The 7802-nt window shown below is 59.6% G+C and carries 8 protein-coding genes; 4 read left to right on the top strand and 4 right to left on the bottom strand.

Features of this window, described 5'->3' with window-relative positions; translation table 11 throughout:
• On the bottom strand, window positions 1–706 hold a 706-nt coding region (locus AC1DT3_RS07990; protein WP_477464719.1), incomplete at its 3' end, for an FAD-binding oxidoreductase.
• Between the two features lie 3 nt (window positions 707–709).
• Entirely contained in the window at window positions 710–2026 is a 1317-nt protein-coding gene (locus tag AC1DT3_RS07985) for a cytosine deaminase (RefSeq protein ID WP_477464720.1), read from the bottom strand.
• Between the two features lie 64 nt (window positions 2027–2090).
• On the opposite strand from AC1DT3_RS07985, the gene AC1DT3_RS07980 reads away from it, so the two are divergent.
• Window positions 2091–2531 (top strand): RidA family protein, encoded by a 441-nt coding sequence (locus AC1DT3_RS07980; protein ID WP_477464718.1) that lies wholly within the window; start codon window positions 2091–2093, stop codon window positions 2529–2531.
• Window positions 2528–3325 (top strand): creatininase family protein, encoded by a 798-nt coding sequence (locus AC1DT3_RS07975; protein ID WP_477464717.1) that lies wholly within the window; start codon window positions 2528–2530, stop codon window positions 3323–3325. Before AC1DT3_RS07980 ends, AC1DT3_RS07975 begins: the two co-directional genes overlap by 4 nt.
• Window positions 3326–3333: 8 nt before the next feature.
• On the opposite strand, the gene AC1DT3_RS07970 is transcribed toward AC1DT3_RS07975, so the two are convergent.
• Window positions 3334–4302, bottom strand: a complete 969-nt coding sequence (locus AC1DT3_RS07970) for a PfkB family carbohydrate kinase (RefSeq protein WP_477464716.1) — start codon at window positions 4300–4302, stop codon at window positions 3334–3336.
• On the bottom strand, window positions 4286–5377 hold the full coding sequence (locus tag AC1DT3_RS07965) for an ABC transporter ATP-binding protein (protein ID WP_477464715.1): 1092 nt from the start codon (window positions 5375–5377) through the stop codon (window positions 4286–4288). Before AC1DT3_RS07965 ends, AC1DT3_RS07970 begins: the two co-directional genes overlap by 17 nt.
• A gap of 313 nt (window positions 5378–5690) precedes the next feature.
• On the opposite strand from AC1DT3_RS07965, the gene AC1DT3_RS07960 reads away from it, so the two are divergent.
• Both AC1DT3_RS07960 and AC1DT3_RS07955 read left to right on the top strand, forming a co-directional pair.
• Window positions 5691–6635: an ROK family protein gene (locus AC1DT3_RS07960; protein ID WP_477464714.1), complete on the top strand. Its 945-nt coding sequence runs from the start codon at window positions 5691–5693 to the stop codon at window positions 6633–6635.
• A 15-nt stretch (window positions 6636–6650) separates the two neighbouring features.
• The coding region (locus tag AC1DT3_RS07955; RefSeq protein ID WP_477464713.1) for a hypothetical protein at window positions 6651–7802 on the top strand (1152 nt) is incomplete at its 3' end.

Here is a 7802-nt window from a genome sequence, read left to right as displayed (position 1 = left end):
CACCAGAAAACCTGACAGCATCTATGAAGTCGTCAAACGCGACGACGACATCGATCCAGTCGAGCGCCGTCGTCGTCGGGATCTCCACCTCCGTGATGATCCCGTTGGTACCGTACGCGTGAATGACCTTGTGGAGATCCTCGCCGGTCAACTCCAATATGCGCGGCGTCTCCTCGCACGTTATGACGCGAGCACGCAACACGTTGCCGAGGCTGCGCAAGCCGCCCCACCGAACGGACCCGACGCCGCCAGACCCACCACCGACAAAACCTCCAATGGTCGCCATCCTGTAGGTCGACGGGTGAATGCGCATTTCCTCGCCGACAGCAGCCCGGGTCGCGCTGTCCATGTGTTCCAGAACGGCCCCTGCTTCCGCGACCACCGTGCCGCCGCCGATCGATTTGATTGCCTTCATCTCGGCAAGATTGAGAACGATGCCACCGGATAAGGGCATTGCCTGCCCATAATTGCCGGTTCCGGCACCACGTGCTGTGACAGGAATTCCGCGCGCGAACGCTGCGGCAATCGTGCGAACGATTTCCTCTTCATTCTTCGGCGTGACGACCAAGTCGCCGACGATATGATCGAGTTCACGTTTGAGGATGGGCGAATACCAGAAAAAATCGCGACTCTTCTGACGCACGAGCGTCGGATTATCCTCGGTCTTGATACCGTCGATGTCGCGTTTTAGCGCCGCAATATCCATCGCCTAAGTCTCCTCCATAAGGTCGTCGAGTTCGTAATAATTCGGAAGGGTCCGGTCGATCGGTCGACCGGACCGCAGAACAGTCCTGTGCGATTCAGGACGGGAGAGCAATTCGCTCCAACTCCGCCCTTGAAACAAGACGAGATCCGCGGCCATGCCGATAGAGAGTTGACCGCGCCCCTCGAGGCTCATCATTCGTGCGGGGTGGCTCGTCACCATCGCGGGAGCKATGTCGATCGGATGATCGAGATGCGCGATGCGTATTGTCTCGCGCATTACCTCTAGTGGATCGAGGTCGCCATACGCATAGAACGGGTCCCGCGTGTTGTCGGAGGCTGCTGCGACGCACACGCCGGAACCCGTAAGCTCTTGAACCGATGTTATGCCGCGATAAAGCGGCGTCCTGCCTGGGCTGCGCTCCTGCAGGGACATGTTGCATAGCGGGAGAGTCACAACCGCGATCCCCGCCTCGGCTACAAGCTCGATCGTCCTCCGCGCCTCCTCCGGATCTTGATGCGCCAGCGAGCAGCAATGCCCCGCGGCTACGTGGCCAGAGAAGCCGCTTTCGAGCACCTCTTCTGCAAGGATGCGCAGGGCGTCGGAGCGCGGATCAACGGTCTCGTCCAGGTGAAGATCGATGTCGAGGCCGAATTCTGAAGCCGAAGCAATAACCGCTTTAATCGCCGGCCGCATCAGTGGGTGGAGAACGAGTGCCCCGCCAATCGCACCGCCGCTGCCCGCAAGCCTGCGAGAGATCTGCGACAGATACGTAGCATTCAAGAGATCATCGATGCCCGCGAGCGCAACGGCTTGAAGCTCGATGAGGCCCTTCCATTTTCGCCGCACCTGCTCGAAGACTGGCCAGCTGATCTCACCTTGTGGGGAAGCCGAATCGATATGCGTCCTTAGCGCCGCCGTCCCGTGAGCAAATGCGCAACGCAGGGAAAAATCCATTCGACGAGCAACGTCATGCGCCGACCAATTGGCAGCCCTGTCGATCGCCGTCCTGTCGAGTGCAGCTCGCAACGCTCCGTCTGGATTGGACTGTCGTTGAACGATATGTCCCTTATCGAGATGGGTGTGCACATCGACGAAGCACGGGAATACAATGCCGCCCTTGAGATCAACCGAAGGAGCTTGATCGACAACCGGGCCGCACAGGTGGATGGCCTCGACCTTTCCACCCGCCACGGTGATATCGACACGAGCAAGGCCATCGGTGTCCGGCAGCTCGTCATCCGTCAATAGATTGCGGGGTACGTTCGCATTGCGCAGGTGATAGCGCGCCTCCTGGGGAATTGCCGCAAATCCGTACTCCATCATGTCAGGTCGCCATCGTTTCCGAGCCAAGTTGCAAAACGGGATCTTTCACCGCCGCGAAAAGATGTCTACTTTCATACTGGCATTCACCCAACACATGCGGATCGTCATGCCGTCTGCCTTGAACCCTCCTTCGATCGGTGCACCGCTCGCGCGATACAGCCATGGTATGGTTGTTGACCCGGGGCAACGACTTGTTTTCACGTCGGGTCAGCTGGCCGTCAGCCCGGATGGCACAATACCGGAAGGATGCGCCGAGCAGACGCGGCTGTGTTTTGCCAACGTTGCTGCGATTCTGGAGGAAGCGGCGATGGGATTGCCCGACATCATCCGCATCAACGCCTACGTCACCGATCGAGCGCATATTCCCACCTACATGCAAGTAAGGGACGAGTTGTTTCATGGCGTGCCACCAGCTTCGACATTGATCGTCGTCTCCGGTTTCAGCAGGCGGGAATGTGTCGTCGAAGTCGAGGTCGTTGCTGCCAAGGACATCGCATCGTGAGCCAGAAGGTTTCCCGTCGTCTGTGGTGGGGAGAGTATCCCTCCACTGCCTATCGCGCGATCGATCCCATGGAGACGATTGCCATTCTTCCCGTCGCCGCGATCGAGCAGCATGGTCCGCACCTCCCCGTCTGCGTCGATGCGGCCATCAACCGTGGCTACCTGGATGCGTTGGCGGGAGTACTGCCCGACGACATCGACGTCAGGATTTTGCCGGTTCAGGAGATTGGAAAGTCCAACGAACATCTGCGCTTTCCAGGAACGCTGACACTTCCAGCGACCGCCCTGATCGAGGTTTGGACCGAAATTGGGCTCTCGGTAGCGCGAGCGGGAATCCKCAAACTTATCATCGTCAACTCCCACGGAGGCAACGAAGACATCATCGGCATCGTGTCGCGCGAATTGCGCATCCGCGCATCGATGTTGGTCGTGAAGGCGTCGTGGGCGCGATTGAGCAAGCCGCAAGGCGTCTATTCGGAAAGGGAATCGAAGTTCGGGATACACGGCGGCGACGCGGAGACCTCGCTGATGCTTCACTTCCGTCCCGACCTGGTCGACATGACCCGCGCCGTCGACTTTAGATCGACCGCCGAGGAAGATGAGGCCACATTCGCGCATTTGCGGCCGGTCGGACCCACTGCGTATGCGTGGCTCGCGGACGATCTCAATCCCGCAGGAGCTTTGGGCGAGGCCCATCTGGCATCTGCCGACAAGGGCCGCGTCACGTGCGATTTCGGAATCCAGGCGTTCGTCGAAATTTTGCGTGACGTGAAGGCTGCGCCTCTGAGGGACTGAAGCATCGATCATCCTTCAATCTCCGGCACCGTGTGGTCCGCGAGGAAGGCGTCGAGTTGCGCAAGGCTCGGCAAACCGCTTCGAGCACCCGGCTGCCTGCATTTCGCCGCGGCGACGGCCGTTGCGTGCGCAGCCGCTCTTTCGATCGTTTCGCCGCGAGAGAGGGACAGGGCGAAAGCACCATGAAATGCATCGCCGGCACCAGTCGTGTCGACCACGTCGATCTTGGGCGGTTTCTGCCGCAAGATCCTCGTCCCGTCTCGCCAAAAAAAACCCTCGCTGCCGTCAGTCACGCCGATCAGGGCGAAGTCGCCTTCGATCGCAGCGAGGCCCGAGGCGACGCTTTCCTGTCCTGTGAACTGTCGAAGGCCCGGTCCCGAGAATATGACATGACTGGCAAGGGTGATGACATGATCGACCAACGCGCGGTCGTGTCGATACCTGTCTGCGTCGAGAACACGCGGCAGGCCCGCGTCACGCGCGGCCCCCAAGACAGCAATCGCACCCTGCGGCCAGGATAGATCGGCGAGGACGACTCCTCTTTCTAGACGCGGTGTCAGCCAATTGGCGTCCGCAGGCATGCCCGGATCGGAATACGCAACGATCAGGCGCTCGCCCTCGTCATCCACGATGATCGTGGAAGACGGAGATCCAACGTCCTCGAACTGCCTCAGCCATGTCGTATCGACGGCCTCGTGGTCGAGCTCTGATTTGAGACGATCGCCAATGGGATCAAGGCCTAATCGACCGGCGAATGAAGCTCGGCCGCCAAGCCGACTGACGCAGACGGCTGCCGTCGAGGCTGGCCCACCACCGACTTCGCGTCGGCTTGACGCAAAAATCTTGGTCGAAGCTGACGGAATCTCGCTCGTACGATGAACGATATCGAGTGTGGCTAGACCGACGCAAAACACGTCGACCGAGGACGTCCGTGCATCGTTGGGAGAAAGCGGCACTTCGTCATGCGAGCGCGGCACCGCTGTCTCCATCGAAGACGTGAATGCGCAACGTATCAAGTGTGAAAGAGCGCGACACGTCGCCCGTCGATGCGCTGTCTGGCGGAATTCTGGCGATCGCTGGCGATCCGGCTAGCGAGATCATCGCCATGGAATCGGCTCCATGATCTTCGACAAGCGATACATCCGAGGTGAAGACGTGACCGGTTTGCGATACGTCGGACAACTTGACATGCTCCGCCCGGATTCCGAGCGTCGCCGGAATTGATGCACCGGATGCGAGATTGAACGAGCGACTGGCGAGCGGAACGATGGTCCCATCGCGCAACCTTGCCGCCGCTGCCTGCCCGTGATGCTCCAGACAGCAAGGCACGAGACTCATGGGAGGCGATCCGATGAATGTCCCCACAAACAGGTTGGCGGGACGCGCGTATATCTCTTTCGGTGTGCCTATCTGTTGAATGACGCCGCGCTGGAGAACGACGATTCGGTCCGCCATGGTCATGGCCTCGACCTGATCATGTGTAACGTATACGCTGGTCGTCTTGAGCGCGGTTTGGAGCTTCTTGATTTCCATCCGCATGCCGACACGAAGTTTGGCATCCAAGTTGGATAGTGGTTCATCGAACAGAAAGAGTTTCGGCTCCCGCACAAGGGCGCGTCCTAGCGCGACGCGCTGACGTTGGCCACCGGACAGAGCTCGTGGCTTGCGATCCAGGAGAGATCCCAACTCGAGAATCTCGGCAGCGCGATTGACCCGGAGTGTTATCTGCTCCGGCTTTTCACCCTGCATTTTCAACGCAAAACCGAGATTGTCGGCGACACTCATGTGCGGATAGAGCGCGTAATCCTGAAACACCATCGCCATATCGCGATCACGCGGGGCGACATTGTTCATCACGACACCATCGAGGCGTATCTCGCCCCCGGATAGATTCTCTAGACCGGCGATCATACGAAGCAGCGTCGACTTTCCGCATCCCGACGGGCCGACGAGGACGAGAAACTCTCCGTCTGCGATCTCGATATCGACGGGCTGCACAGCTTCCACCGTGCCGAAGCTCTTTCTCACACCTGACAGACTGAGAGACGCCAAATTCGCCATCCTGTGATCGATTGACAGGCACTCTTTTAGACCATTATCGTTACTCACTGTAAATATGGATTGTCGAATGGCAAGGCCCGAGCCGAGAAGTCGTCGCCAGACCCGCGGCGCCGTCCTTGAGCACCTCCTCCGCAAAAGAGGGGCATTTCGCCCTGTTCTTGCTGAAGAAACGGCACTTACAGAGGCGAGCGTATCCCGAATTCTAGCAGAATTGAAAGCCGACAACCTCATCACAGAAAGCCGAAAGCCGGCTCCATATGTGGGGGGACCGACTGGCTTTATTACATTAAGTAACAGTCTCGGCGTGGCGGGCCTGGAACTGTCCAACGGCCGATTGTCGTTTGGAATCGGCCTCCTCGATGGCAGCACTGTCTACGAAACTCGCCAGGAGATCGCCGAGGCCCCCGATCAAGACATGTTCGAGAGCTTGTGCCGACGCAACATCGCTGCGTTGCGAAAAGAGGCCGTCAAAAAAGGTCTTGTCCTATGCCACGCATCGGTCTCGCTGCCCGGGTTCGGCGGAGACGCGCACCGGGCAAATCCTATCTTCCCCTGGGATCTGAGCCGACTGGTGGCATTCCTTGATGACGTGTTCGATCCAATCCCCGTCACACTGACGAACTCTGTCATCGCGCAAGCTGCGTTCGACCGTTACGCAGGGGATCGTTCGCCCGTCGACGACGACCACCTTTTTGTCTTCGTGGGCCACGGCGTCGCTGGCGCACTTGTCTCGGCAGCGGGCCCGCTCGATGCTTTCTCGCCGGTCGAGCTGGGACACAATGTGATCCAGCGCGGAGGGTTGCGGTGCCGCTGTGGCCACAACGGGTGCCTAGAAGCCTATACCTCCCTCAGGGCAATCGCTCCTGTCGTAGGCATGTCGGAAGCGGACATGCTCGCGCAGGGCGACGAATGGTTTCGTCCTGTCGATCAAACACCAAGGCTGCGGGCCGATCTGCGGGACCGCCTTGTCCTGCTCGGTGTCAGTCTTGGGAACACATTGAACCTCCACCGGGTCCGCACTGTGGTCGTGAGCGGTTGGCCGTCACTCATGTCCGAAGAGGATCGCATTGAAGTCGAGCGTGGAATCGATGAGAGCCTGCTCGGCGGCATCGGCGGAAACGCCATTCGCCTGATCTACCGACGTCCCGCGACCGGCAACGACCCTGGCGCGGCGCTCGCATACGCCGCTTACGCGTTCGTGCGAGCTGGCGGAGCCGTCGATTCGCCGCCTAACCGATCCGCCGCTTGAGAAGTGACCGCTGCGATGCTCCACAAGATCGATCCTCAATCTCACCGTGTCGGCGTTCTATTCGTCGCTTCTCCGCTCTTCCCCGAAAGTGCGGCTAAGGCGTTGATGGCGACAACGGGAGAGTGTCTCAAAGCCGTCGAGACATCCGACTTCTCAGTTGCTCATACGCTCGCCTCGGATCGCCGTCGCTGCGCGATGGCACTTGACGAGATCGATCTGGATTCCATCGATGGATTGTTGATCCAGCTCTCTACCTTCGCGACCGCCGAGCTGTTGCATGATGTGCTTGCGATACTCGGTGACCGCGATCTCCCGATCGCGCTTTGGGCGCTGGAAGAAACGGATGAAGTCATCACGAACTCGCTTTGCGGCGTTCAGCTTTGGTCGTCGACCCTAGCTCGCTTCGGCAAACGCTCCTCACTCATTCTGGGCAATCCGAACGATCCTACAACGGCAGAGGCGATCTCCGCCTTTGCTGCTGCCGCTCGTGCTGCGCGGCGTCTCAAAGGAGCGCGGATAGCCCTAGTTGGGTCCCATGCCGATTGGTTCACAAATCTCGCCGTCGATCCTTGGGTCTTGCAGCGCCGCCTCGGCGCGACGGTCGCACAGGTCTCACTGCCCCGCTTCGTCGCGGCATGTGTTGCTGGCGAGGACGAAGTCGCGGACGCCTTGCCGCGCTGGAACGATGTCTCGTTCGACAGTGGCATGGCTGACACTGAGCGCACCATCGTCGCGCGGACGTATGCGAGGCTGAAAGCCGGACTGGACACACTCTCTGCTGATGCGATCGCTATCCGGGATTGRCCCGAGATCCTCTATCACGAGGATTTCAAAGGGACGTGGTCCGCTCTTGGCGAATTGTCCGACGCTGCGGTTCCGTTGGCGCCCGAAGGCGACGTAATGGGGGCTTTGACCGCCCTCGCGGCACGAGGCTTCGATCAGGCATCGTTGCCTTTCTTGACAGATATTTCCGGACTGGATCGCGGAGCAAACCATCTGGTGCTCTGGCACTACGGAGTAAGTCCCCGCCTCGCAAGCGGGCCGCGCAGTATCGACGCCGCTCTGAAGCAGGAGAGTTTCCCACTGAAGGCCGGTCCAATCACTTTGATGAGGCTCTCCATCACACCAGACGGTCAGCTCCGCATATTCGTTTGCGAGGGTGGAATC

Source organism: Microvirga sp. P4_G7 (assembly GCF_056401005.1).
The sequence above is the reverse complement of the archived record's forward strand: the minus strand, read 5'-3'. Positions and strand labels throughout refer to the sequence as shown.